The organism is Pseudomonas sp. MWU12-2319, assembly GCF_023242525.1.
In the GTDB taxonomy this organism is placed as follows: domain Bacteria; phylum Pseudomonadota; class Gammaproteobacteria; order Pseudomonadales; family Pseudomonadaceae; genus Aquipseudomonas; species Aquipseudomonas gingeri_D.
Genome location: NZ_JALJES010000005.1, coordinates 1 through 21,462 on the forward strand (window position 1 = coordinate 1; position 21,462 = coordinate 21,462).

At 62.4% G+C, this 21,462-nt stretch carries 23 protein-coding genes and 1 pseudogene; 1 reads left to right on the top strand and 23 read right to left on the bottom strand.

Features of this window, described 5'->3' with window-relative positions; genetic code table 11:
• Window positions 1-660, top strand: a pseudogene (locus M5C01_RS09585) (hypothetical protein); the annotation flags it as partial.
• 38 nt (window positions 661-698) lie between these two features.
• Here the strand turns inward: M5C01_RS09585 and flhB are convergent.
• The 23 genes from flhB to fliS form a co-directional block, all read right to left on the bottom strand.
• Window positions 699-1,838 carry a flagellar biosynthesis protein FlhB gene (gene flhB, locus M5C01_RS09590; RefSeq protein WP_152738527.1) on the bottom strand — a complete coding sequence of 380 codons (1,140 nt, stop codon included), beginning with the start codon at window positions 1,836-1,838 and terminating at the stop codon, window positions 699-701.
• A 3-nt stretch (window positions 1,839-1,841) separates the two neighbouring features.
• A complete protein-coding gene (gene fliR / locus M5C01_RS09595) occupies window positions 1,842-2,624 on the bottom strand; it encodes a flagellar biosynthetic protein FliR (RefSeq protein WP_103495948.1) in 783 nt (260 codons plus the stop codon).
• Window position 2,625: 1 nt separating this feature from the next.
• Window positions 2,626-2,895 carry a flagellar biosynthesis protein FliQ gene (gene fliQ / locus M5C01_RS09600; protein ID WP_100939027.1) on the bottom strand — a complete coding sequence of 90 codons (270 nt, stop codon included), beginning with the start codon at window positions 2,893-2,895 and terminating at the stop codon, window positions 2,626-2,628.
• A 15-nt stretch (window positions 2,896-2,910) separates the two neighbouring features.
• On the bottom strand, window positions 2,911-3,663 hold the full coding sequence (gene fliP, locus M5C01_RS09605; protein WP_152738523.1) for a flagellar type III secretion system pore protein FliP: 753 nt from the start codon (window positions 3,661-3,663) through the stop codon (window positions 2,911-2,913).
• Window positions 3,663-4,097: a flagellar biosynthetic protein FliO gene (fliO, locus tag M5C01_RS09610; RefSeq protein ID WP_152738520.1), complete on the bottom strand. Its 435-nt coding sequence runs from the start codon at window positions 4,095-4,097 to the stop codon at window positions 3,663-3,665. Before fliO ends, fliP begins: the two co-directional genes overlap by 1 nt.
• Complete coding sequence (gene fliN, locus M5C01_RS09615; RefSeq protein WP_103495951.1) at window positions 4,098-4,565, bottom strand: flagellar motor switch protein FliN; 468 nt, start codon at window positions 4,563-4,565, stop codon at window positions 4,098-4,100. It lies immediately after the preceding gene.
• Window positions 4,566-4,621: 56 nt separating this feature from the next.
• Window positions 4,622-5,590, bottom strand: a complete 969-nt coding sequence (fliM, locus tag M5C01_RS09620; RefSeq protein WP_103495952.1) for a flagellar motor switch protein FliM — start codon at window positions 5,588-5,590, stop codon at window positions 4,622-4,624.
• A 9-nt stretch (window positions 5,591-5,599) separates the two neighbouring features.
• Entirely contained in the window at window positions 5,600-6,106 is a 507-nt protein-coding gene (gene fliL, locus M5C01_RS09625) for a flagellar basal body-associated protein FliL (protein ID WP_103495953.1), read from the bottom strand.
• Window positions 6,107-6,351: 245 nt separating this feature from the next.
• A complete protein-coding gene (locus tag M5C01_RS09630) occupies window positions 6,352-7,827 on the bottom strand; it encodes a flagellar hook-length control protein FliK (protein WP_103495954.1) in 1,476 nt (491 codons plus the stop codon).
• Between the two features lie 104 nt (window positions 7,828-7,931).
• Window positions 7,932-8,276, bottom strand: a complete 345-nt coding sequence (locus M5C01_RS09635; protein WP_152738612.1) for an Hpt domain-containing protein — start codon at window positions 8,274-8,276, stop codon at window positions 7,932-7,934.
• 41 nt (window positions 8,277-8,317) lie between these two features.
• Window positions 8,318-10,024, bottom strand: a complete 1,707-nt coding sequence (locus tag M5C01_RS09640; RefSeq protein WP_152738516.1) for a SpoIIE family protein phosphatase — start codon at window positions 10,022-10,024, stop codon at window positions 8,318-8,320.
• Between the two features lie 6 nt (window positions 10,025-10,030).
• On the bottom strand, window positions 10,031-10,336 hold the full coding sequence (locus M5C01_RS09645; protein ID WP_040069840.1) for an STAS domain-containing protein: 306 nt from the start codon (window positions 10,334-10,336) through the stop codon (window positions 10,031-10,033).
• 88 nt (window positions 10,337-10,424) lie between these two features.
• Complete coding sequence (fliJ, locus tag M5C01_RS09650) at window positions 10,425-10,874, bottom strand: flagellar export protein FliJ (RefSeq protein ID WP_152738512.1); 450 nt, start codon at window positions 10,872-10,874, stop codon at window positions 10,425-10,427.
• A gap of 6 nt (window positions 10,875-10,880) precedes the next feature.
• Entirely contained in the window at window positions 10,881-12,239 is a 1,359-nt protein-coding gene (gene fliI / locus M5C01_RS09655) for a flagellar protein export ATPase FliI (protein WP_103495958.1), read from the bottom strand.
• A complete protein-coding gene (gene fliH, locus M5C01_RS09660; protein WP_103495959.1) occupies window positions 12,229-13,011 on the bottom strand; it encodes a flagellar assembly protein FliH in 783 nt (260 codons plus the stop codon). Before fliH ends, fliI begins: the two co-directional genes overlap by 11 nt.
• Before the next feature lie 10 nt (window positions 13,012-13,021).
• On the bottom strand, window positions 13,022-14,041 hold the full coding sequence (gene fliG, locus M5C01_RS09665; protein ID WP_100939016.1) for a flagellar motor switch protein FliG: 1,020 nt from the start codon (window positions 14,039-14,041) through the stop codon (window positions 13,022-13,024).
• Window positions 14,034-15,821: a flagellar basal-body MS-ring/collar protein FliF gene (fliF, locus tag M5C01_RS09670; protein WP_103495960.1), complete on the bottom strand. Its 1,788-nt coding sequence runs from the start codon at window positions 15,819-15,821 to the stop codon at window positions 14,034-14,036. Before fliF ends, fliG begins: the two co-directional genes overlap by 8 nt.
• A gap of 21 nt (window positions 15,822-15,842) precedes the next feature.
• On the bottom strand, window positions 15,843-16,172 hold the full coding sequence (fliE, locus tag M5C01_RS09675; RefSeq protein ID WP_103495961.1) for a flagellar hook-basal body complex protein FliE: 330 nt from the start codon (window positions 16,170-16,172) through the stop codon (window positions 15,843-15,845).
• A 132-nt stretch (window positions 16,173-16,304) separates the two neighbouring features.
• Entirely contained in the window at window positions 16,305-17,717 is a 1,413-nt protein-coding gene (gene fleR / locus M5C01_RS09680) for a sigma-54-dependent response regulator transcription factor FleR (protein WP_152738509.1), read from the bottom strand.
• Window positions 17,714-18,913 (bottom strand): ATP-binding protein, encoded by a 1,200-nt coding sequence (locus M5C01_RS09685; protein ID WP_248764309.1) that lies wholly within the window; start codon window positions 18,911-18,913, stop codon window positions 17,714-17,716. The genes fleR and M5C01_RS09685 overlap by 4 nt, the downstream gene beginning before the upstream one ends.
• 128 nt (window positions 18,914-19,041) lie before the next feature.
• A complete protein-coding gene (locus M5C01_RS09690) occupies window positions 19,042-20,517 on the bottom strand; it encodes a sigma-54 dependent transcriptional regulator (protein WP_103495964.1) in 1,476 nt (491 codons plus the stop codon).
• 171 nt (window positions 20,518-20,688) lie between these two features.
• Window positions 20,689-20,985 (bottom strand): flagellar protein FliT, encoded by a 297-nt coding sequence (locus tag M5C01_RS09695; protein WP_152738503.1) that lies wholly within the window; start codon window positions 20,983-20,985, stop codon window positions 20,689-20,691.
• Between the two features lie 10 nt (window positions 20,986-20,995).
• Entirely contained in the window at window positions 20,996-21,391 is a 396-nt protein-coding gene (gene fliS, locus M5C01_RS09700; protein WP_103495966.1) for a flagellar export chaperone FliS, read from the bottom strand.
• Between the last annotated feature and the right edge of the window lie 71 nt (window positions 21,392-21,462).

Consider the following 21,462-nt stretch of genomic DNA (forward strand, 5'->3'; position numbering starts at 1 on the left):
GAGATCGACCATAGCTTTAACCAGACCGGTCATCTTAATCCTAATACCGTCATCAACGCGGTTGCTGTGTCGGCCGATCGAAAAATCACCATCGCTGGAGTGGATAGCGAAGGTGCCAACTTGGCACGCTTCAATGTCGATGGTTCTCCAGACCTCGACTTCGGGCACGGCGGCAGGACTTCATTCGGCGTAGGTTACCCTTCAGCCGCCATAAGCCTGTCCCTACATGATGACGGGCGTATATTCGCCGCCGGTGTGTCAGACATGGATCCCGGCGATATATGGGGAGCCGGGCTCAGGGGATTGCTCGCGGCATTCACCGCCAATGGTCGCCTGGATCCGGCATTTAATAATGGCGCGCCCCTGGTGAGCGACTTTGGCATTACAGACGGCATGGGCTGGTTTGATATAGGCGGTACACCCGATGAAATAGTTGTCGTGGGTTATGCAGGTTTGCTGTCAAGGGAGAGCGGCCTTATCGCACGCTATCTGGCCAATGGTAATCTCGACACCACCTTTGGCAATGGATCAGGATACGTCAGACGATTTTTTCCAGGCTCACGCGGTGTATGGGAGTCAGTGATCGTCCAGCCGGACAAAGGCATCGTAGTTACGGGTGATACCCCGAGGAACGTCGTCTCCCGCTACCTCGGAACATAGGCCAGGCGGCCCGGAGGCTCGGTGTTTGTCGGGCCTGTTCAGGAATCGCGGCGTAAATCCGGCGGAATCGGCAGGTCGCCCTTGAGCGGGTCCGGGCGCTTGCCCTTGCCGGCACGGTACTGGCGGATCTGGAAGACGTACGCCAGCACTTGTGCCACCGCCAGGTACAGGCCCGCCGGAATCTCCTGATCCAACTCGGTGGAGTAGTAGATCGAACGCGCCAGGGCCGGCGACTCAAGCAGCAGGACGTCGTGTTCGACGGCGATCTCGCGGATCTTCAAGGCCAGGAAGTCACTGCCCTTGGCCAGCAACACCGGCGCCCCGCCCTTCTCCGCGTCGTATTTGAGCGCCACGGCATAGTGGGTCGGGTTGGTGATCACCACATCCGCTTCGGGAATCGCCGCCATCATCCGCCGCTGGGACATTTCGCGCTGCAACTGGCGAATCCGCTGCTTGACCTCCGGCCGCCCCTCCTGGTCCTTGTGTTCGTCACGTATTTCCTGCTTGGTCATCAACAGGCGCTGGTGGGCGGTATAGAGCTGCACCGGGACATCCACCGCGGCAATGATCAACAGCCCCAGGGACATCCACAAGGTACTCCAGCCCACCAGTTGCAGGCTGTGGATGACCGCCGACTCCAGCGGTTCATGGGCGATCCGTACCAGGTCGTCGATATCCGAGGACAACACCGACAGCCCGACGAACAGAATGATGGTGAACTTGCCGACCGCCTTGAGCAGCTCCATCACCGACTTGGCCGAGAACATCCGCTTGATCCCCGGGAAGGGGTTCATCCGACTGAACTTCGGGGCCAGGGTGCCGGGCGAGAACAACCACCCGCCGAGGGCGATCGGCCCGATCAGGGCGGCGGCCAGGGCGGTCAGCAGGATCGGCTGCACGGCCCAGATAGCCATTTCCCCGGAGCGCATGAGAAAAATCCCCATGTAGCGCTGGTCGAGCACCACTTCCCGGCTCAGGGTGAAATTCATGCGCATCAACTCGGCCAGATCCTGGGCCAGGGCGCCGCCGAACACCAGCAGCGCGCCGGCACCTGCCATCATCACGGCAAAGGTATTGAGTTCCTTGGAGCGGGCAACCTCACCCTTCTCCCGGGCATCTTTTTTCTTTTTGTCCGTGGGGTCTTCTGTCTTGTCCTGGCCGCTCTCGCTCTCTGCCATGGTTCAGCGCACCCGTGCCAGTCCACGTAAAAACTGCAGGGCCTCATCGGCTAGCGGTTGATACTGGTTGAGAATATCGCCCAGGCTGACCCAGAGAATGATCATCCCCAGCACCAGGATCAGCGGAAAACCAATGGAGAAGATGTTCAGCTGCGGCGCGGCACGGGTCATGATGCCGAACGCGATGTTCACCACCAGCAACGCGGTGATCGCCGGCAGCACCAGCACCAACGCCGCCCCGAGCACCCAGCCGAGCTTGCCGGAGATTTCCCATAAATCCGTGGTCGACAGCCCGCTGCCCACCGGAAAGGTGGTGAAACTCTCGGTCAGCACTTCGATGACCACCAGATGACCGTTCATGGCCAGGAACATCAGCGTCACCAGCATGGTGAAGAACTGTCCGATCACCGCCGCCGAGACACCGTTGACCGGGTCGACCATGGACGCGAAGCCCATGCCCATCTGGATCGCGATGATCTGTCCGGCCACCACGAAGGCCTGGAAAAACAATTGCAGGGAAAAACCGAGCAAGGCACCGAAGATGATCTGCTCGGCGATCAGCAGCAACCCGCTCAGGTCCAGCGGATGCACCTCGGGCATCGGCGGCAGGCCGGGGGCGATGACCACCGTGATTGCCAGGATGAAATACATGCGGATCCGGCGCGGCAACAGGGTGGTCCCGAAGACCGGCATGGTCATGATCACCGCGCCGACCCGGAACGCCGGCAGCATGAAGCTCGCGACCCAGCTGCTGATCTGCGTGTCGGTCAGCGCGAGCAGCGACATATCAGCCGATGACCTGCGGAATGCTGCCGTACAGCGACAGGATGTACTCCATGAACTTCTGCACCAGCCAAGGCCCGGCGACAATCAGGGTGACCAGCATCACCAGCATGCGCGGCAGGAAGCTCAGGGTCTGTTCGTTGATCTGGGTGGCGGCCTGGAATATCGCCACAATCAAGCCCACCACCAGGCTCGGGATCACCAGCACGGCGACCATCAGGGTGGTCAGCCAGAGGGCATCACGGAATATGTCGACTGCGACTTCAGGAGTCATTACACATCACTCGCTCTAGACACCGCCAAAACTGCTGGCCAGGGTACCGATGATCAATGCCCAGCCATCCACCAGCACGAACAACATGATCTTGAACGGCAGGGAAATAATCAGTGGCGACAGCATCATCATCCCCATGGCCATCAGCACACTGGCCACCACCAGGTCGATGATCAGGAAGGGAATGAAGATCATGAAGCCGATCTGGAACGCGGTCTTCAATTCCGAGGTGATGAAGGCCGGCACGATAATGGTCAGCGGCGCCTGGTCGGGGGTGGCGATGTCGGTGCGCTTGGACAGGCGCATGAACAGCTCCAGGTCACTGGTGCGGATCTGCGCCAGCATGAACTCCTTGATCGGCACTTCGGCCTTGAGCACTGCATCCTGGGCCGTCATCTTGTCGGCCAGGTAGGGCTGCAGGGCGTCATGGTTCACCTTGTCGTAGACCGGCGCCATGATGAACATGGTCAGGAACAGCGCCATGCCGGTGAGGATCTGGTTCGACGGCGTCGACTGCAGGCCCAGGGCCTGGCGCAGGATCGAGAAGACAATGATGATCCGGGTGAAACTGGTCATCAGCATGACGAACGCCGGGATAAAGCTCAGCGCCGTCATGATCAGCAGGATTTGCAGGTTGACCGAGTATTCCTGCTGGCCGTTGGCCCCGGTGCCGAGGGTGATCGCCGGGATCGACAATGGATCGGCCGCCAGCGCCAGAGGCGCCGCCAGCAGCAAGGCCAACGTCAAGACAAACCGCAAAGCACCCATCACTTCTTATCCTTACCCAGCAATTCCATCAGGCGCTGAGCGAATTCAGGCGTGGCCTGCTCGCCGCTCGGCACCTGGACCGGTTCCTTGAGCACATGCAGCGGGGTGATGGTGCCCGGCGACAGCCCGAGCAGGATCTGCTCGTTGCCGACCTGCACCAGCACCAGACGGTCACGCGGCCCGAGGGCACGCGAGCCGATCAGTTCGATGACCTGCCGCCCCTTCGCCCCCGGCCCGACCTGTTGCATACGGCGCAGCAGCCAGGCGAGGACAAAGATGATCCCCAGCACCAGCAGCAAGCCGAGCACCAGTTGCGTCAGTTGCCCGGCCATGCTGCCGGGCGTACTCGGCGTGGCCGCTGTCGCCGTGGCCAGCGGTTCGGCCGCCCAGGCACTGAGCGGCGACAGCAGCAGGATGCCGAGAAGCCTGTTCATTCAGCGCAACTTCTTGATGCGTTCGCTCGGGCTGATCACGTCGGTCAGACGGATACCGAACTTTTCGTTGACCACCACCACTTCACCGTGGGCGATCAGCGTGCCATTGACCAGCACGTCCAACGGCTCGCCGGCCAGGCGATCGAGTTCGATCACCGAACCCTGGTTCAATTGCAGCAGGTTGCGGATATTGATATCGGTGCTGCCGACTTCCATGGAAATCGACACCGGAATATCGAGGATCACTTCCAGGTTCGGACCGTCCAGGGTCACCGGGTCGTTGTTCTTCGGCACACTGCCGAACTCTTCCATGGGCAGGCGGCTGCCGCCCGACGAATTGCCGGAGTCAGCCGCCAGCAAGGCATCGATATCGGACTGGCCGGCATCGCCGGTTTCTTCCAGGGCAGCCGCCCATTCGTCGGCCAGGGCCTGGTCGTCGGCGGAAGTCATATCGTTATCATTAGCCATCAGTTGTCCTCGGCAAGCAGAAATTCAGTTAACACAGCGCATTCCTGATCGACGCCCTAGCGGCGCCCGATCGCCTCAATCACTTGCAGTGCCAGGTTGCCCTTGTGGGAACCGAGCTTGACCTTGAACGACGGCACGCCATTGGCGCGCATCACCATCTCTTCCGGCAGTTCCACCGGAATCACATCACCCGGCTGCATGTGCAGGATGTCCCGCAGGCGCAACTGGCGACGGGCGACCGTAGCGCTGAGGGGCACGGCCACATCGAGCACGTCTTCGCGCAGGGCCTTGACCCAGCGCTCGTCCTGGTCGTCCAGGTCCGATTGGAAACCGGCGTCGAGCATTTCCCGCACCGGCTCGATCATCGAGTACGGCATGGTCACGTGCAGGTCGCCGCCGCCACCGTCGAGCTCGATATGGAAGGTCGAGACCACCACCGCTTCGCTGGGACCGACGATGTTGGCCATGGCCGGGTTCACTTCCGAGTTGATGTACTCGAAATTGACTTCCATGATCGCCTGCCAGGCTTCCTTGAGGTCGATGAATGCCTGCTCCAGCACCATGCGTACCACCCGCAGTTCAGTGGGGGTGAATTCACGGCCTTCGATCTTGGCGTGGCGACCGTCGCCACCGAAAAAGTTGTCCACCAGCTTGAACACCAGCTTGGCGTCGAGGATGAACAGGGCGGTGCCGCGCAACGGCTTGATCTTCACCAGGTTGAGGCTGGTGGGGACATAGAGCGAGTGCACGTATTCGCCGAACTTCATCACCTGAACGCCGCCGACCGCCACGTCGGCGGAACGGCGCAGCATGTTGAACATGCTGATGCGGGTGTAGCGGGCGAAACGTTCGTTGATCATTTCCAGGGTCGGCATGCGTCCGCGGACGATGCGATCCTGGCTGGTCAGGTCGTAACTTTTGACACTGCCGGGCTCGGCAGCGGTTTCGGTCTGTACCAGACCGTCATCGACGCCATGCAAGAGGGCGTCGATCTCATCCTGGGACAGCAGATCCTGCACGGCCATGTCGTGATCCTACTGCAATACGTAGTTAGTGAAGAGCAGCTGTTCGACCACCACTTTGCCGACTTCCTTCTGCGCCACTTCCTGCACGCTGGCAGTGGCTTTCTGGCGCAGCAGTTCCTGGCCGACCGGGGTCGCGAGGGTTTCGTAGGTCTGACCGGAGAACAGCATCACCAGGTTGTTGCGGATCACCGGCATGTGCACCTTGAGGGCATCCAGGTCGGCCTGGTTACGCGCCAGCAAGGTGATGCTCACCTGCATGTAGCGCTGGCGGCCGCTGGCGTCCTTGAAGTTGGTGACAAAGGCCGGGGCCATGGGCTCGTAGATCGCCGGCTGCTTGCCGCTGGGGGCGGCTTCGGCCACTGCCGGTGCCGGTTTGCTCTGGGCACTGTGCATGAAATACCAGGTCGCACCCACCGACAGGCCGATGGCCAGCAGCACGCCCAGCACAATGACGATGATCAGCTTGAGTTTGCTTTTACTGCCGGGTTCTTTTACCGCTGCTTCGCTCTTCGCCATGCCAATAATCCGTCACTATTCGATTTTTCATAGTCGCACGGCAAGGCTGGAGCAAGTGTTATGCCAGATCGGGCATGAGGGAAGTACTGTCTTCGAAATACAGCGGAACCTGTAGGAGCAGGGCTTGTCGGGACGCCGCAGCGCCGCGATGAGCCCCTTGAGACCGCCAAAAGCTTCGCTGGCAAGCCATGCGCCTACAGTACCGTGTGCAGCCGAAAAATGGATGCACACCGAAAGCCCCGGGATCAGGCGTAATAGTCGACCGCGCTGGAGCCGACCACCACACTGGTGCTGGCGGCAGCGGCCGCTTCGCTGACTGCGGCAACCGACAGGTCATCCTCGCTGTCGCCACTGAGGCTACCGCCACTGCCGCTACCTCTGTGCGCCTGCTGCTGTTGCTGCTGCGCGCCCTGGCCCTGGCCGGCCCAGCCACGGGCCTGGTCGGAAACCGTGACGTCGGCCTGACCCAGACCTTGCTGTTGCAGCATGTCCCGCAGGCGCGGCATGTTGCCTTCAAGGGCATCGCGCACCCCGGCGTGGGCGCTGATGAAGCTGATCTGCGTCGGCTGGTCGGCGGACATGTTCACCTTGATATCCAGGCGCCCCAGCTCGGCGGGCTGCAACTGGATCTCCGCCGACTTGAGGTTGGCGCTGGAGAGGTACATGACCCGATTGACCACTTCTTCGCTCCAACCGCTCTGGTGCATCGCCAACGGCTGGTTGGCCGGCAGTGCATTCGCGGTCTTGGGCGTGGCCGCCTGGGTCAGCGCCGCCAGGCGATTGGCGAAGTCGTCGACCCGGGTATCGCTGGAGGCGCTCTTGATATCCTTGAGACCGTCATCGATCAGGGTCTTGAAGGATTTGTCGCCACCCTGGTCGCCGCTGCCAGAATCGGTTTTCTGATCCACCAGGGTGACGACGTTATTGGCCTGGTTCTGTGCCAGCGTCGAGTCGGTGGCATTGGTGTTGGCGCTGTCGGAGGATTTTGTCGAGGCCTGGCTACCGCTGGAGACGTGCCCCCCCTGCTCCATGGCCAGACGCACTGCCGGCAGGTTGTCCAGCGGGTCGGCGGCCGGATCGAAATCCCCCCCCGTGGTCGGCGTTGCCTTGGCAGCCGGGGTCGCCGCGGCGGTGACCGCTGCCGCCAACGGCGCCTGGACCACAGCCGGATCGACGGGAGCCGCAGGAGCCGGGGTCGCCGCGGTAGCGGCCGCCTGGAGCAGAGCCGGATCAACGGCCGGGTCCGGCGTCGCTACGGCGACCGGGGTATCGGTCGCCGTGGTGTCGGTACCGTCGCTGGAAGCGGTCTTGTCGTCGGACTTGGCCGTATCGGTCGAGGCCGTCGTGCCGTCGGCCGCGGTCTTGTCAGAGGCGCCCTTGTCATCGGCGGACGCTGTCTTGCCATCCACCTTGGTCGTTTTGTCGGCAGGCAAGGATTTGCCGCTACCGGCAACCGATGACTGCGCGGAGGCATTCGGGTTGTCGGCCTTGCTGGCCGGTGCGTCCGGCTTGGCCGGCGCCACGGGGGCCTTCTCCGCCATCGACTTGAGCGGATTGAAGGCGACCTTCACCGGATTGCTCTGGGTGTTCTGGTAGACCTGCGCAAAGCTGAAAGCATTGTCCTTGGGCGGTGCGACAACGCTCGGCGCAGGAATAACAGGGTCCGCCTGCGGCTTGACGGCAGCGTTGGCCTGGAGGAGCGAATTAGGGACGAGTGACATGGATACGGTCTCCGCTGCACAAGGATCGTAAGTACAGTGCAGGAAGCAACAGCAAGGTTCGGGCCATCTTTGCCCGACCGACTCGGATGCTCCCCTTAACGGGGCTAGGGCCGGACCGGAAAGCGCTCGCGCTCGCTTTCGTAAAAACGCCGCACCACTTCATATTCACGGTCGATCTGGTTGATCAGCTCTTCGACACCGACCCGCGGAGATTGCGCGGCCAACTGCTCCAGCTGCCGGCAAAGTTCGGCCAGGCGCAACGCGCCCATGTTGCTGCTGCTGCCCTTGAAACTGTGGGCCGCCGCGCCGAGATCCACAGCATTGCTCGCCTGGTGCAATTGCCCCAGGCGTTTGCTCGAATCTTCGAGAAAGGTATCCAGCAACAGCGGATACTCATCCTCCATGATGTCCTGCAATGCACTGAGTGCATCGCGGTCCAGATGTTCCATATCGTTGTTCACTTGATCGCTCCCTGCTCCACACACGCGAATTATGCCTGAGCCTCCCACGAAAACTCCACGTGGGCGCTGCGCCCGCCGTCCGACCAGCAGGCATTGCGGCCGAGCTGGCGCACCAGCCCCACACCACGCCCCGACAGCCGTTCGGCCCCCACGGGACGCTCCATCACACGGGTCACGTCAAAACCCTTACCGCTGTCATCGACCTGTATGCTCAACCGACCGCCCTCGCCCTGCGGGATCACCTGCAGGCGTACACGGACGAAGCCCTCCTCCAGTTCGAGCAGTCGCCGATTGCGTTGCTCATAGTATTGCGCAAATCCCTGCACATCGCGCTTGAGGCTCGAATCCAGGCCGAGGACACCATGTTCCAGGGCGTTGGAGTAGAGCTCGGCGAGAACGCTGTAGAGCGCCCCGCTCTGGGTGCGCAGGCCATGCACCTCCATCAGCAGTTGCAGCATGTACGGCAACGGATTGAAGCGTTTGAGGGTGGCCGCGCGAAATTCGAAGCTCACCGACCAGTCCAGCGGGCAGGACTCGCCGCTGTCGGAGTAGATCATGGCGTTCGGCAACTGCTGCGTCGGTGCCGGCAAACTGACCTGGACCATGCTCACATCATCGCGGGACTCGCCGCGAAAGCGATGCAAGGCGTCCTGGATATCCTCGAACAGGCGATCCGGCTCCCGATTGGCGGCGAAGACTTCCTGCAGGCGCTCGACGCCGAACAACTGCTCGTCGCTGTTGCAGGTATCGATCACCCCGTCGGAGAGCAGAAATACCCGATCGCCCTGGGCCATGGGGTAGACGTCGGTGCGGTGGTCGAACGACTCGGCCCCCAGCACCCCCAACGGCAGGTTCCGCGCCACCAGCGGCTGGCGCCCTCCCGTGGCGACCCGATGCAGGTAGCCGTCCGGCATGCCGCCATTCCACACCTCCACCACCTGTCGCTGCGAGCTCAGGCAGAGAAAGGTCGCGCAGCAGAACATGTCCACCGGCAGGATGCGCTTGAGCTTGGCATTCATCTCCCGCAGGGTTTCCGCCAGGCCATAGCCCTTGGCGGTCATGCCGTAGAAGACTTCCGCCAGCGGCATCGCCCCGACCGCCGCTGGCAGGCCATGGCCGGTGAAGTCGCCGAGCAGCACGTGCATGTCACCGGCCGGGGTATAGGCCGCCAGCAACAGGTCACCGTTGAACAGCGCATAAGGCGATTGCATATAGCGGATATTTGGCGCGTTCAGGCAGCCGGCGTGAGCCACCTTGTCGAACACCGCCTTGGCCACCCGCTGCTCGTTGAGCAGGTAGTCATGGTGCCGGGCAATCAGGTCGCGCTGTTGCAGAACGGTGTCCTGCAGGCGCCGGAGACGGTCCATGGCCTTGATCTTGGCCCCGAGGATCACCTGGTTGTAGGGTTTTTCCAGAAAGTCGTCGCCGCCAGCTTCCAGGCAACGCACCAGCCCATCGACTTCGGTCATGGAGGTGAGGAAGATGATCGGCACCAGCGACTCGCCGGCCAGCAACTTGATCCGCCGCGCCGCTTCGAAACCGTCCATCACCGGCATCATCGCGTCCATCAGCACCAATTGCGGCCGCTGCGCCTCGAACAGGGCCACCGCCTCGGCGCCATTGCTGGCGGTCAGCACTCCGTGGCCCTGACGCCTGACGATGCTCGAGAGCAATAAACGATCGGCCGCACCATCCTCGGCGATCAGTACCGTCAGCGACTCCGCTCCCGACTGCATGCAAGGTCAGCCGATATCGAAGAGTTTGTCGAAATTGGAGATGGCGAGGATCTTGCGCACGTCCGAGTTACTGTTGATCACCCGTACATCGGAATGATCACCACCGGCGTGATCGCGCAACAAGAGCAACATGCCCAGCGCGGAGCTGTCCAGATAGGTCGCCTCTTTCAGATCGACCACAATGGACGACGGTTTCTTGGCAAGTCCCTCGTAAGACTCACGAAATTCCTGATGCCGGCCAAAATCGAAACGCCCCTTGATCGAGATCGTCAATTTTGCGCCATCGGGCGATACTTCTGCGACTACAGCCATGATCCTGCTTCCTTGTCAGTGGCGACGTGTACAAGGTTTAGCACCCCACCGAGGGTAGGGCAACCGTGAGCGTCAAAAATCCTGCAGATCAATACGGACTCTGCCGGGGCAAACGCTGGGACAGCTCATCCAGCAACTTCTGTTCACGCTTGTCTTCCAGATGGCGCGCCTCGTCGACATAACGTTGCACCAGCTTGCGCAAGCCTTCGACCCGGGCGTAGGCCTGCTGCCAGGCCTCGCGCGCCTTGTCGAGATTGTTCTGGTGCCAGGCCAGGCTCTGGCGCTGCTGGCCGACCGCGGTATCCAACTGGGTGAGGAACTGCTGGTAGCCCAGCAACCACTGGCCGGAGACTCCAAGGCTGCCACGCTGGATCCACTGTTCCTGGTATTCGAGACGAAAACGCTCGAGATCCTCCAGCTTGCTTTGCGCGACCCGCACCTGCCCCTGGAAATAGCCGAGACGCTGGACCGCGGTACGCTCGGTATTTTCGGCCATATCGACCACCGGGGCTAGGCGCGCGGCACGGCTCAGGGCCATGATCGATTAACCGCCGGCCACGGGAGCGAACACCGACGCCAGGTGCGCTTCGCTTTCGCCCAGGCTGATATTGGCGTTCAGACCCTGGCGCAGGTACTGGACCATCGCCGGCTGCAGGGCAATCGCCGTGTCGGTCTCGCGATCGCCGCCGGCGACATAGGCACCGACGCTGATCAGGTCGCGACTCTGCTGGTAACGCGACCAGAGCTGCTTGAAATGCTGGGCGCGGCTCATGTGTTCAGGGCTGACCACCGCCGGCATGACCCGGCTGATGGACGCTTCGATATCGATCGCCGGGTAATGGCCTTCCTCGGCCAGGCGCCGGGACAGGACGATATGGCCGTCGAGCACGCCCCGCGCCGAGTCGGCAATCGGGTCCTGCTGGTCATCGCCTTCGGACAGCACGGTGTAGAACGCGGTGATCGAGCCACCGCCGGCCTCGGCGTTACCGGCCCGCTCCACCAGCTTGGGCAGCTTGGCGAACACTGACGGCGGATAGCCCTTGGTCGCCGGTGGTTCGCCGATGGCCAGGGCGATTTCCCGCTGGGCCTGGGCGAAACGGGTCAGGGAATCCATGAGCAACAGGACATTCTTGCCCTTGTCGCGGAAATACTCGGCAATCCGCGTGCAGTACATGGCCGCGCGCAAACGCATCAGCGGCGCGTCATCCGCCGGCGAAGCCACCACCACCGAGCGTTTGAGGCCTTCCTCGCCGAGGATGTGCTCGATGAATTCCTTCACCTCGCGACCCCGTTCGCCGATCAGGCCGACGACGATGATGTCGGCCTCGGTGAAGCGGGTCATCATGCCCAGCAGCACGCTCTTGCCCACGCCGGTACCGGCGAAGAGTCCGAGGCGCTGGCCGCGGCCCACGGTCAACAAACCATTGATGCAGCGAATGCCCACGTCCAGCGGCTGGCTGATGGGGTCGCGGTTGAGCGGGTTGATGGTCGGACCGTCCATCGGCACCCAGTCCTCGGCCTTCATCCCGCCCTTGCCGTCGAGGGCACGGCCGGCGCCGTCCAGCACCCGCCCGAGCATGCTCATGCCCATGGGCAGGCGCCCGGTGTCGGCCAGCGGCACTACCCTGGCACCCGGCGCAATGCCGGCCACGCTGCCCACCGGCATCAGGAAGACCTTGCCACCGGAAAACCCCATCACCTCGGCCTCGACCTGCACCGGGTGATAACTGTCGTCGTTGATGACCATGCAGCGCGCGCCCATGGCGGCGCGCAAGCCCTCGGCTTCGAGGGTCAGACCGACCATGCGCAACAGGCGTCCTTCGAGAATCGGCTGCCCAGGCAGGTCGATGGCTTCAGCGTAACCGCTCAAGCGCTTGGCGAAGCTGGTGCGTTCAAGACGCATCGGACAGGTCCGCTTCGGGAGCCGTCGTCAGCGCTTCCTCCAGCTCCAGGGCCATGTCCGGCACCGCCGGGTGCAGGGATTGCTCGTGGAGCTGATCGAACAACTGTGCGATGGCCTTGCTGATACGGGTTTCAATGGTCGCATCGATCCGACTGTGCTCGGTTTCGACCCGGCAGCCGCCGGCCAGCAGGGCCTCGTCCTCGACGATGCGCCAGGTGGCTTCGTGGCGCTCGCGCAAGGCCTTGACCTGGTCGAAGTCCTGGGGATTGATGTGCAAGCGGACATTCTCGGCCCCCAGCGGCAACAGCTTGAGGGCTTCGCGCAGGACATGCTCGATCTGGCTGGAATCGGTCTTCAGCTCACGCTGGATGACCTCGCGGACCATATGCTCGACCAGACCCACCAGGCCCTGCTCGATCTGCCGGTCCTGCTCGGCGATGGGCGCGAACAGATTGCCCATCAGCGCTTCCAGGGACTTGAGCTTGGCACTGAGGGCGACTTCGGCTTCCTGGCGGACCTTGAGCTGGGTGCTGTGGAAACCTTCGCGCTCGCCCACGGCAAAGCCTTCGTTGTAGGCTTCCTGGCGAATGCTTTCGAGTTCTTCAAGGGTCAGCGGCTGGACTTCCTCCAGCGGCACTTCTTCCATCTCGGCCGGCGGTTCTTCCACCGGCTCGGGTTCGGGCTCCTCGACATGCGGGTCGAAACTGGGCAGCGACCAGAGGTCGAAACCGCCCACGTCCCGGGCGCGGATCAGATCGGTTGGATCAGTCATGGCTTGATCCTTAGATCATCTCTTCGCCGCCCTTGCCACCGAGCACGATCTCTCCGGCTTCGGCCATACGGCGGGCGATGGTAAGGATTTCCTTCTGCGCGGTCTCCACGTCGCTGACGCGAACCGGACCCTTGGCTTCGAGGTCGTCGCGCAGCAGTTCCGCCGCACGCTTGGACATGTTCTTGAAGATCTTTTCCTTGACGCCTTCGTCGGAGCCCTTGAGCGCCAGCACCAGCACGTCCGAAGACACTTCGCGCAGCAGCGCCTGGATACCGCGGTCGTCGACGTCGGAGAGGTTGTTGAAGACGAACATGAGGTCTTCGATCTGGGTCGACAGGTCCTCGTCGACTTCGCGGATCGAGTCCATCAACTGGCCTTCGATCGAGCTGTCGAGGAAGTTCATGATGTCCGCGGCACGCTTGATACCGCCCAGGGTGGTACGGGCCGCGTTGGAGTTGCCGGAGAACTGCTTCTCGAGAATCTGGTTGAGTTCCTTGAGGGCCGCCGGCTGCACCGTGTTCAGCGACGAGACCCGCAGGATGATGTCCAGGCGCACCTTGTGGTCGAAGTTGTTCAGCACTTCGCCGGCCTGGTCCGGGTCGAGGTACGCCACGACGATCGCCTGGATCTGCGGGTGCTCGTAACGGATCACGTCCGCCACCGCCCGCGGTTCCATCCACTTGAGGCTGTCCAGGCCGCTGGTGTTGCCGCCCAGCAGGATCCGGTCGATCAGGCCGTTGGCCTTGTCTTCACCCAAGGCCTGGGTCAGCATCTTGCGCACGTAGTCGTCGGAGCCGACGCCCAGGCTGGTCTGGTCGCCGACGATCTCGACGAACTCACTCATGACCTGCTCGACCTGCTCGCGGTGCACGTTGCGCATCTGCGCCATCGCCACGCCGACCCGCTGGACTTCCTTGGGGCCCATGTGGCGCAACACTTGTGCAGCATCCGTGGAGCCCAGCGACAGCAGCAGGATCGCGGCTTTGTCGACCCGGGTCAGCTTCTGGTTGACGGCGGCGTTATTACTCATCGGCGTTAATCCACTCTTTGACGACCTGTGCCACACGGCCCGGATCTTCGGCTACCAGACTCTTGATGGCGTTCAGCTGTGCGTCATAACCTTCACTCGGGCTCGGCAGCAGGATGCTCTGCGGACCGCCCAGGCTGACGCGGTCGTTGGCCAGTTCGCCATCCAGGCCGCCCATGCCACCGAGTTCGACGTCGCCGCCAAAACCGGCCAACTGCTTGCCCTTGCCGCCATTGGTGATGTTGTTGAGTACCGGACGCAGCACACCGAATACCAGTACCAGGATGAACAATACGCCCAGTACCTGCTTGACCACATCCCAGAACCAGGGTTGCGAGTAGAACGGAATATCGGCGATCACTTCCCCGCGCTCGGCGGAGAACGGCACGTTGATCACGCTGACGCTGTCGCCGCGGCTGGCCTCGAAACCGACGGCATCCTGGACCAGGCGGGTGAAGCGCGCCAGTTCGTCGGCGCTCCACGGCGAACGGGTGGTCTCGCCATTGGTCGGGTTGATCTTGACCTGATCGTCAACCACCACCGCCACCGACAGACGGGTCACGCGACCTTGCTGTTGCTTGGTGTGGCTGATGGAGCGATCCAGTTCGAAGTTCTTGGTCGATTGTTGACGCTTGTCCGCCGGATACGGCGCCAGCATCGGTTGGCCGGTGGCCGGGTCCATGATCTGCTGGCCGTTGGCATCGAGCAGCGGCTGGCCAGCGGCGATGGCGCCGGAAGAAGCCGCTGCGCCGCCGGTGGTCTGCGGCGCGGTGGCCGGGCCTGGCGGTTGGTTGCTCAGGGCCCCCGGCACGCCTTGTGGGCCGCTGCTGGCGGTGCGCTGTTCGGTGGTCGACTGTTCGCTGCGTAGCGCCGGCTGGTCAGGGTTGAATTGTTCGGAGGTCGACTCGACCGCGCTGAAGTCCACGTCGGCGGAAACTTCGGCCTTGTAACGGTCGTTACCCAGCACCGGCTGCAGGATGTTGTGCACCCGCTGGGTGAGCATGCTTTCCATGCGCCGGCTGTAATCGAACTGCTTGCCGGCCATGCTCAATTCAGAATTTTGCGCCTGGTCGGAGAGCAGGTTGCCTTTCTGGTCGACGACGGTGACCTGCGACTTGCTGAGTTCCGGAACACTGGTGGCCACCAGATTGATAATCGCGAGCACCTGTCCGGGCTCAAGGGTGCGGCCGGAATACATCTCGACCAATACCGAAGCGCTGGGCTTGCGCTCATCGCGAACGAACACCGAGCTTTTCGGGATCGCCAGGTGCACGCGGGCGGCCTTGATGTTGTTCAGGCTGGAAATGGTCCGCGCCAGTTCGCCTTCCAGGCCGCGCCGATAACGGGTCGCCTCCATGAACTGGCTGGTGCCCAGGCCCTGGTCCTTGTCGAGAATTTCGAAACCGATGTTGCCGTCGCTCGGTGTCACGCCGGCGGCGGCCAGCTTGAGGCGGGCGCGGGACACGTCATCGGCCTTGACCAGCAGCGCGCCGGAGTTCGGCTCGACGGTGTAGGGAATATCCGCCGCCGCCAGGGTTTCCATGACCTGCTTGGCATCCATACCCGCCAGGCTGCCATACAGCGGCCGGTAGTCAGGCTGTTGGGACCACAACACCACGGCAAAGCCGATCGCCACGCTGGCCGCCAGGCCGACCATCAGGCCAACCTGACGGAGCATGGTCATTTCGGAAAGATTTTCCAGAAAGGACAACCCGAACAGCGGCGGTTTACCGTCTGCGGGGCCGGACTTGGCCGGTACGTTATCGGCGAGAACTTCTGCCATGACTATTTACGTCCCTAACCCTTAGACCGGCATCTGCATGATGTCTTGATACGCCTGGACCAGCTTGTTGCGCACCTGGGTCAAGGCCTGGAACGAGACACTGGCTTTCTGCGAGGCGATCATGACGTCCGTCAGGTCGACACCGCTCTTGCCGATTTCGAACGCCGTGGACAGCTGGCCAGAGGCTTGCTGCACGTCGTTGACCTTGTTGATGGCATTGCCGAGCAAATCGGAAAAGCTGCTGCCACTGACTTCCGGCGCGGCCACAGCCGATTTGGGTTGAGCCATGGCATCCATTTGCATGGAGCGCATGTCCAGCATCAATCGATTAAATTCAACACCCTGGCTCATGAACGTCTCTCTCCGGCGGCCTGCATTTTTTTGACACTTGTGCAGCTGTTAGTGAAGGGTTAGCAACAAGGGTGCCAGCTCCTTGTCGTTCTCGAACAAAATCCGATACACGACGCACAAGCCCGAATCGGCCTAGCTGGCAAACAGATAGGCCTCGACATCCATTCCGGCATCGCGCATCTGCGCCAGTTTGTAGCGCAGCGTACGCGGGCTGATACCCAGTCGCTCGGCGGCCTCCTTGCGCCGCCCGCGCTCGGCGCGCAGGGTGTCGATGATCATCTGGAATTCGCGCCGACGCAGGTCGTCGCCCAGGCCACCCGCCTGCTCACCCGCTACCGCCTCGACCAGCACCGGCTCGCCGACAGACGACCGGTTGGTCAGCACAAGCCCTGGCAGCGGCGCCGCGCCGACCGGGCCGGCCAGGCAGAAATCCTCGGCCTGGATCAGCCCACCCTGCTGCAGGATCAGCGCCCGCTGGATCGCATTGTCCAGCTCGCGCACATTGCCCGGCCACGGATAGCCGATCAGACAAGCCTGCGCCTGGGCCGACAGTCGAACAGAGGCATGTTTCATTTTGGCGCTGTGCTTGGCAAGTAGACGTTCGGCCAACGGCAGAATATCGGCGGTACGCTCGCGCAACGGACGCCAGGCCAGCGGAAAAACCGACAGGCGATAGTAAAGGTCCTCACGGAAGCGTCCCGCCGCCACTTCTCCCGCCAGGTCGCGGTTGGTGGTGGCCACCACGCGGATATCCAGGGTGATCGGTTTGCGTGCACCGACCCGCTCGACCTCGCGCTCCTGGAGCACACGCAGCAGCTTGGCCTGGAGACCCAGGGGCATTTCGGAAATCTCATCGAGCAGGATGGTCCCGCCATCGGCCTGCTCGAACTTGCCGGCCTGGGCCGCGATGGCCCCCGTGAACGAGCCTTTTTCGTGGCCGAACAGGGTGGCCTCAAGCATATTGTCGGGAATCGCCGCGCAGTTGATGGCGATAAACGGCTGGCTGGCACGGGGTGATTGCTGGTGGATATACCGCGCCAGCACCTCCTTGCCGGTGCCGGACTCGCCAGAAATCAGCACCGTCGAATCGCTGCGCGCCACCCGCGCCGCCAGCTCGAGCAACTGCGCACTGGCCGGCTCCGAGGCGATCGGCCCCTCGCTGTCCGACGCGCCCGGCTGCCCCAGGGCATGCCGCGCCACCAGATCGAGCAGGGCCTTGGGCTCGAACGGTTTGACCAGATAATCGGCCGCGCCCTGGCGCATCGCATCCACCGCCCGCTCCACCGCCCCGTGGGCGGTCATCAGCAATACCGGCAATTGCGGCTGGCGCGCGCGCAGCAGGCCGAGCAACTGATGCCCGTCCATGCCCGGCATATTGACGTCACTGATCACCAGGCCGAACGACTCCGCGGCCACCGCCTCCAGTGCTTCCTCGGCCGAACCGACCGCGTGGAACCGATGCCCGGCCAGCAGCAAGGTATCGGCCAGCGCCTCACGCAAGGCATGATCGTCCTCGACCAGCAGGACCTTGAGCAGCGGTCTCATTGTTGAGCCTCCTCCATGGCGCCAGGAATCAGCGGCAGGCAGACCATCGCACAGGTGCCACGCCCCAGCCGCGATTGTAATTGCATGTCGCCCTGATGCGCCCGGGCAACGGCCTTGACCACCGCCAGGCCGAGGCCGGTGCCGGTGGTCTTGGTGGTAAAGAAGGGTTCGCCCAGGCGCAGCAGCACGGTCGGGTCGATACCCGAGCCATTGTCACTGACGCACAGGCGCAAGGTCGCGCCACGGGCGTACAGGTGCACCTTCAGGCGCACCTGGCCGGTGGCGGCCTGCTGGGCGTTTTCGATCAGGTTCAGCAGCGCGCCCACCAGGGTGTCGCGATTGCACAGCAACTCACCGACATGACTGTCGCACTGCCAGCGCACCGCGGCGCCCTGGACATGGGTCTGCGCCGCTGCCTGCAGCGCCTGCATCAAACCATTGGGCGTCAGCCGATCGGTCAGCGGCAGCTCGCCACGGGCGAACACCAGCATATCGCGGACCTGGTGCTCCAACTCATGCAGGCGCTCCTTCAAGCGCCCGGCAAAGCGTTGCTGGGTCTCGACCGGCAAGGCCTGCTCGGCGAGATGGCTGGCATAGAGCAACGCCGCCGAGAGCGGCGTACGGATCTGGTGCGCGAGGGACGCAACCATGCGCCCGAGCGAGGACAGGCGCTCGTGCCGGGCCAGTTGATCCTGCAGGCGACGGGTTTCAGTCAGGTCATTGAGCAGCACCAACTGTCCCGGCTCGGCATCCAGCGAGCGGGTGGAGATCGACAGACGCCGGCCGTCCTTGAGGGAGATCTCATGACCGTCGTCTTCACGTGGAGCAAAGCAACGAGCGATCACCTGACGCCAGAGCTCGCCGACCAGAGGCAGGCCGAGCAACTCCCGGGCCGCCGGATTGGCTTCGCTGACGATCCCCAGGGAATCGATGACGATGACCCCGCCCGGCAACAGGTCGAGCAGGTTCTGCAAACGATTGGCCAAGCGCTCTTTTTCCGCCAGTTCGGCCATTCGCTGGGCGCTGACCACGGCCAGCTCGCCCTTGAGCTCGGTGACCCGGGCTTCAAGCAGGCTGTAGGAATCGTTGAGTTGTGTCGACATCTGACTGAACAGCGAGAAAGCCTGCTCCAGACCCAACCGACCGGCCTGCTCGACGGACGACGAAGATCCCGAGGCTTCAGGGACAGGTGACATCGGGGCGGCTTGGGGCATGGTGCTCTCTCGCTTGGCTGACCGTCATTTAAACGGAACGTTACAAGAGGCTTAGCAATACCCGTGCCGAAAAAAAACCAGCCATTTTTCAGCAGCTTGAAAAACAGGCGTCAATCATCCGCCTGTTCATCACCCTCACGACGACTCATCCCGTACTTGCGCATCTTCTCCACCAGGGTGGTGCGACGGATACGCAGGCGCTCGGCGGCGCGCGCCACGATGCCATTGGCGTCGTCCAGCGCTTGCTGGATCAGGCCCTGCTCGAGGCCACCTAGGTAGTCCTTGAGGTCCAGGCCTTCGGGCGGCAGCATTGCCGAAGTGGTGAAGTCCGGGGTATGGCCGTTGATCGCGACCCGCTCTTCGAGATCGCTGCGCAGGCTGTCCACCAGTTGCTCGTCTTCGTCATCGACGTAGCGGAATTTTTTCGGCAGCTCGGCGACGCCGATCACCCCATACGGATGCATGATCGCCATGCGCTCCACCAGGTTGGCCAGCTCGCGGACGTTGCCCGGCCAGGCGTGACGGCACAGCGACATGATCGCCGCCGAATTGAAGCGAATGGAACCGCGCTTTTCGTGTTCCATGCGCGAGATCAATTCGTTCATCAGCAACGGAATGTCTTCGACCCGCTCACGCAGCGGCGCCATCTCGATGGGGAACACGTTCAGGCGGTAGTAGAGATCTTCGCGAAAACTGCCGACCTCGATCATGCTTTCGAGGTTCTTGTGGGTGGCCGCGATGATGCGCACATCGATGCTCTGGGTCTTGTTGCTGCCCACGCGCTCGAAGGTACGCTCCTGCAGCACGCGCAACAGCTTGACCTGCATCGGCAGCGGCATGTCACCGATCTCGTCGAGGAACAGGGTACCGCCGTTGGCCAGCTCGAAACGCCCGGCACGGGTGGTGATGGCCCCGGTAAAGGCGCCCTTCTCGTGACCGAACAGTTCGCTTTCCAGCAACTCGGCCGGGATCGCCCCGCAGTTGACCGGTACGAACGGCGCGTCGCGTCGCTTGGAGTGATAGTGCAGGTTGCGCGCCACCACTTCCTTGCCGGTGCCGGACTCGCCAAGGATCAGCACGCTGGCGTCGGTGTCGGCCACTTGCTGCATCATCTGGCGCACATGCTGGATGGCACGACTGGTGCCGACCAGGCTGCGGAACAGGTTGGGCTCGCGCTGCCGGCCGCGCTCACGGGCCTGGTCATACATCTCGCGATAGACCTGGGCGCGGTGCAGGGAGTCGAGCAACTTGCTGTAGCTGGGTGGCATCTCCAGGCTGGACAGGACCCGGCGACGCTGGTCTTCGGGCAGGTCGGCAGAAGAAATTTCGCCGAGAAGCAACACGGGAAGGAACTCATCCCAGGTTGACAGTGTCCTAAGCAAGCCTGTCAGTCCGCTCACGGCATTGACCGTCCCGATCAGGACGCACAATACCTCACGACTGGACGACAAGGGGCCGACCATCTGCTGCCAGTCATCGCTGGTGCAGGAAATATTTTCTTCGCCGAGAAAATTTAAGATCACCGCCAGGTCGCGGCGGCGAACGCTATCGTCATCGATCAGCAGAATTTTGGTTTCACGCCACATGCAATAGCAACTTCCCTAGTCAACTCGATGCCCGGTATGGGTGGGGCAAGCTAGACATCCGAGGCCGGACAGGGCCTCCAAGGACGACTGAAATCTGGAAACAGCACTAGTTAAGTCAAAAAAGCGTACATAGTCAAATTTATGGCGCAATACGGTTCGATTAACCCAACATTAACCGAACAGATGGTAAACCTTTGCGGCGTTCCTTGCTTGCTGGATCTTCGACATCTCATCGACTATTGACTGACGTTCGGTCATCGCTGCTTCCAGCAACTGACGATAGACGTGCAACAACTCCTCAAGCTTGACGCGCAGCGCATCCTCGTCCAACCCCGTCTCGCCCAGCACATCTTCCATGCAAGCGCGGCAGGCCAGGTCCAGCTGGGTGATGGCCTCCCAGTCACGCTCGGCCAAAGCCCTTACCAGGGCTTCGCGGGTTTCTTCGATACGCTGCAGTACGAGACTCATGATGCGCTCCTTAGAACTGCGGACCCGGTGGTGCGATAGCGTCCCAACCTTCCTTGACCGTTGTCAGCAGGCCGGCGACTTCGTCGAGCATCCCGATGTCCGAGTTTACATTGGCTTGCAGCAGGCGCGTCATCATATAGGCGTAAAGATTGTCCAGATCGGTCAGCGAATCGGCTGACTTTTCCAGATCCAGGCCCTCGCGCAAACCACCGACAATATCGATGGCCTTGCCGATGGCGACTCCCTTGGCGGGGATGTCCTTGCGCTCGATGGCACCTTTGGCCTGGGCGATACGATCCAGGCCACCTTCCATCAACATCTGCACCAGACGGTGAGGACTGGCCTCGGAGGTCTGAGCCTGGGCTCCCACCTTCTGGTATTGCCGAAGGGCTAGCATCGGATTCATGTTCTACCTCTTTAACACTCAGGGTTCGTATAAGAAGTGTATCGCCTTTGAGTCATAAAACTTTAGACCCA

Bases quoted from the DNA above. Each gene is read 5' to 3' on its own strand.
- flhB (WP_152738527.1), bottom strand. From the start codon at position 1,838: ATGGCAGAGAGCGAGAGCGGCCAGGACAAGACAGAAGACCCCACGGAC.
- fliR (WP_103495948.1), bottom strand. From the start codon at position 2,624: ATGTCGCTGCTCGCGCTGACCGACACGCAGATCAGCAGCTGGGTCGCG.
- fliQ (WP_100939027.1), bottom strand. From the start codon at position 2,895: ATGACTCCTGAAGTCGCAGTCGACATATTCCGTGATGCCCTCTGGCTG.
- fliP (WP_152738523.1), bottom strand. From the start codon at position 3,663: ATGGGTGCTTTGCGGTTTGTCTTGACGTTGGCCTTGCTGCTGGCGGCG.
- fliO (WP_152738520.1), bottom strand. From the start codon at position 4,097: ATGAACAGGCTTCTCGGCATCCTGCTGCTGTCGCCGCTCAGTGCCTGG.
- fliN (WP_103495951.1), bottom strand. From the start codon at position 4,565: ATGGCTAATGATAACGATATGACTTCCGCCGACGACCAGGCCCTGGCC.
- fliM (WP_103495952.1), bottom strand. From the start codon at position 5,590: ATGGCCGTGCAGGATCTGCTGTCCCAGGATGAGATCGACGCCCTCTTG.
- fliL (WP_103495953.1), bottom strand. From the start codon at position 6,106: ATGGCGAAGAGCGAAGCAGCGGTAAAAGAACCCGGCAGTAAAAGCAAA.
- M5C01_RS09630 (WP_103495954.1), bottom strand. From the start codon at position 7,827: ATGTCACTCGTCCCTAATTCGCTCCTCCAGGCCAACGCTGCCGTCAAG.
- M5C01_RS09635 (WP_152738612.1), bottom strand. From the start codon at position 8,276: ATGGAACATCTGGACCGCGATGCACTCAGTGCATTGCAGGACATCATG.
- M5C01_RS09640 (WP_152738516.1), bottom strand. From the start codon at position 10,024: ATGCAGTCGGGAGCGGAGTCGCTGACGGTACTGATCGCCGAGGATGGT.
- M5C01_RS09645 (WP_040069840.1), bottom strand. From the start codon at position 10,336: ATGGCTGTAGTCGCAGAAGTATCGCCCGATGGCGCAAAATTGACGATC.
- fliJ (WP_152738512.1), bottom strand. From the start codon at position 10,874: ATGGCCCTGAGCCGTGCCGCGCGCCTAGCCCCGGTGGTCGATATGGCC.
- fliI (WP_103495958.1), bottom strand. From the start codon at position 12,239: ATGCGTCTTGAACGCACCAGCTTCGCCAAGCGCTTGAGCGGTTACGCT.
- fliH (WP_103495959.1), bottom strand. From the start codon at position 13,011: ATGACTGATCCAACCGATCTGATCCGCGCCCGGGACGTGGGCGGTTTC.
- fliG (WP_100939016.1), bottom strand. From the start codon at position 14,041: ATGAGTAATAACGCCGCCGTCAACCAGAAGCTGACCCGGGTCGACAAA.
- fliF (WP_103495960.1), bottom strand. From the start codon at position 15,821: ATGGCAGAAGTTCTCGCCGATAACGTACCGGCCAAGTCCGGCCCCGCA.
- fliE (WP_103495961.1), bottom strand. From the start codon at position 16,172: ATGAGCCAGGGTGTTGAATTTAATCGATTGATGCTGGACATGCGCTCC.
- fleR (WP_152738509.1), bottom strand. From the start codon at position 17,717: ATGAGACCGCTGCTCAAGGTCCTGCTGGTCGAGGACGATCATGCCTTG.
- M5C01_RS09685 (WP_248764309.1), bottom strand. From the start codon at position 18,913: ATGTCACCTGTCCCTGAAGCCTCGGGATCTTCGTCGTCCGTCGAGCAG.
- M5C01_RS09690 (WP_103495964.1), bottom strand. From the start codon at position 20,517: ATGTGGCGTGAAACCAAAATTCTGCTGATCGATGACGATAGCGTTCGC.
- M5C01_RS09695 (WP_152738503.1), bottom strand. From the start codon at position 20,985: ATGAGTCTCGTACTGCAGCGTATCGAAGAAACCCGCGAAGCCCTGGTA.
- fliS (WP_103495966.1), bottom strand. From the start codon at position 21,391: ATGAATCCGATGCTAGCCCTTCGGCAATACCAGAAGGTGGGAGCCCAG.